At 75.8% G+C, this 959-nt stretch carries 2 protein-coding genes; both read right to left on the reverse strand.

Translation table 11 applies throughout. The annotated features are described in order from the left end of the window. On the reverse strand, positions 1-124 hold a 124-nt coding region (locus tag I73_RS32115; RefSeq protein WP_199899057.1), incomplete at its 3' end, for a VOC family protein. Continuing rightward, positions 114-959: glucokinase (gene glk, locus I73_RS12980; RefSeq protein WP_026096677.1), on the reverse strand; the 846-nt coding region annotated here is incomplete at its 5' end. The genes I73_RS32115 and glk, both read right to left, overlap by 11 nt.

Here is a 959-nt window from a genome sequence, read left to right on the forward strand (position 1 = left end):
CGGCCCGCACCGGCAGGCCCAGCAGCTCGGTGTAGAAGTGCCGGGACCGGGCGTAGTCGCTGCAGATCAGCGCCACATGGTGCACGCCCAGCAGTGGTGGCCGCGGACAGGCCTCAGGCCCCATCGGGCATCTCCAGCGCCTCGGCCGCGCCGCGCAGGGCCGGCGAGGTGGGCGAGAGGATGAGCTGCACCGGGATCTCGCGCAGGTAGGACGCGAAGCGCCCCTTGGCCTCGAAGCGGGCCCGGAAGGGCGAGCGGTCGAAGGCCATGCCCAGCCGCGGCACGATGCCGCCGCCGATGTACACGCCACCGCGGGCGCCCAGGGTCAGCGCCAGATCGCCGGCCACCGCGCCCAGCCAGCCGCAGAACAGGTCCAGCACCTGGGCGCAGTGCGCGTCCCCGCCAGCCAGTGCGGCTTCCACGATGGCGGCCGCCTCGGGCGCATCCGCGGGGGTGACCGACTGGCCCTGCACCACGCCCAGGGCCTGGTGCAGCGCACGCAGGCCCGGGCCGGAGAGGGCCCGCTCGGCCGACACGCGGCCGTAACGCTGGCGCAGCACGGCCACCAGCTCGGCCTCCAGCGGGGTCTCGGCCGGCAGGCTCACATGGCCGCCCTCGCCCGCCAGCGGCAGCCAGCGTGGGCCCAGAGGCAGCAGGCCGGACACGCCCAGGCCGGTGCCCGCGCCCACCAGGCCGATGGCCGCCCCGGGCTGGGCCGCACCGCCCCCGACCTGGCGCAGCTCGTGGGCCGGCAGGTGCGGCAGGGCCAGTGCCAGCGCGGTGAAGTCGTTGATGACCCGCAGCCGCTCGAAGCCCAGGGCCTGCCGCAGCGCCTCGATCGAGAAAGACCAGTGGTGGTTGGTCATCTGCACCCGGTCGCCGGTGACCGGGGTGGCGATGCCCACCGCCGCCAGGGCCGGCACCGGAAGGGCGGTCTCACCCAGGTAGGCCCGCATCGC

The organism is Ideonella sp. B508-1, from assembly GCF_000333615.1.
Taxonomy (GTDB): Bacteria; Pseudomonadota; Gammaproteobacteria; order Burkholderiales; family Burkholderiaceae_C; genus Ideonella.